The organism is Anoxybacillus sp. MB8, assembly GCF_011006755.1.
GTDB classification, from domain to species: Bacteria; Bacillota; Bacilli; order Bacillales; family Anoxybacillaceae; genus Anoxybacillus; species Anoxybacillus gonensis.
In genome coordinates this window covers 1-984 of sequence record NZ_RXXX01000100.1, presented here as the reverse complement: position 1 = coordinate 984, position 984 = coordinate 1, and the positions used below count along the sequence as shown (strand labels likewise).

The window sequence follows — 984 nt, the reverse complement described above, 5'->3', positions numbered from 1 at the left end:
TTCATCTATTTTACTTACATATCGGAAAGGTTCCTGATTATACCAAATCAGGAACCTGTCTTTTTTTCTCCCACAAACATTTTACTCATACCTTGGTTTACCAATCCGATAATTTTAATAACTTATATACTTCCTTATCATGAAAGTCTGATTCAGAAATTTGTAATATATCTATAAGTCTCTGAATTCCCCCTATCCACATGCGATCGTCATCCTCAGCTGCTTTTATTAGCGAAGCCTCTATATGTGGAACTATCACACTTTTATCTATACTCTTCAATATCTCTATCGCTGTAGGGACACCAGGCCAATTCATATCTTGCATTAACTCTATTAAGCAGGGTATCGCCAGCCTATTTCGTGGGTATCCAATTTTATTTAAAACTTTAACCGCATTCTCCCAACAATGCTTCTCGGTATCTTGTATTAACAAAGGAGTGTATTCATCATCAATTGTTGTTAACTCCCTTATTGCAGATAGTTGAACTTCTTGGGGCATATTCCAACTCAAGTTTTTCATCAATCTTTTAACTTCACTAAGTTCCATTAAAATTCATCTCCTACTATTTAACTTTCACAGAAAGGGCCTGCAATAATTTTGTATATTCATGTGGTCTAGTATTAGCATTTTCCCTTGAGTTTATCCATCCCTGCATTTTCTTCATATTTACTGGTCTCACTGACACATGAGTTTTACCATCTTTTATTGCTACTAGTTTTCCTGTTGCATTAATGGCCTCAATAGTAGTTGCTGTATATGGTCCAGATAAAGGCTTTACTGTAGTATAGGATAGCCCACTAACATCTTTTGGTCTTGGAGTTAAATTAGTGCCGTTTCCACTTCCAGTACGATAAATAACTGTTGGGTTTTTCCTATTAAATTTACGTTCTAACTCACATTTCGCACCCTCTCGACAAAAATCGGGAGGATTTTTTTATCTTCCTGTCGAATAAAACCTTGGAATACAAGGAAAGCAAAGGAGT

Annotated in this window: 1 protein-coding gene; it reads right to left on the bottom strand. The window is 35.7% G+C overall.

What is annotated here, in order from left to right; all coding sequences use genetic code 11:
* Nucleotides 1–97 precede the first annotated feature (97 nt).
* Nucleotides 98–547, bottom strand: a complete 450-nt coding sequence (locus tag EKC99_RS15285) for a DUF5071 domain-containing protein (RefSeq protein WP_052023561.1) — start codon at nt 545–547, stop codon at nt 98–100.
* Nucleotides 548–984 lie beyond the last annotated feature (437 nt).

Coding starts and splice junctions, on each gene's coding strand:
- EKC99_RS15285 (WP_052023561.1), bottom strand. CDS start 547: ATGGAACTTAGTGAAGTTAAAAGATTGATGAAAAACTTGAGTTGGAAT.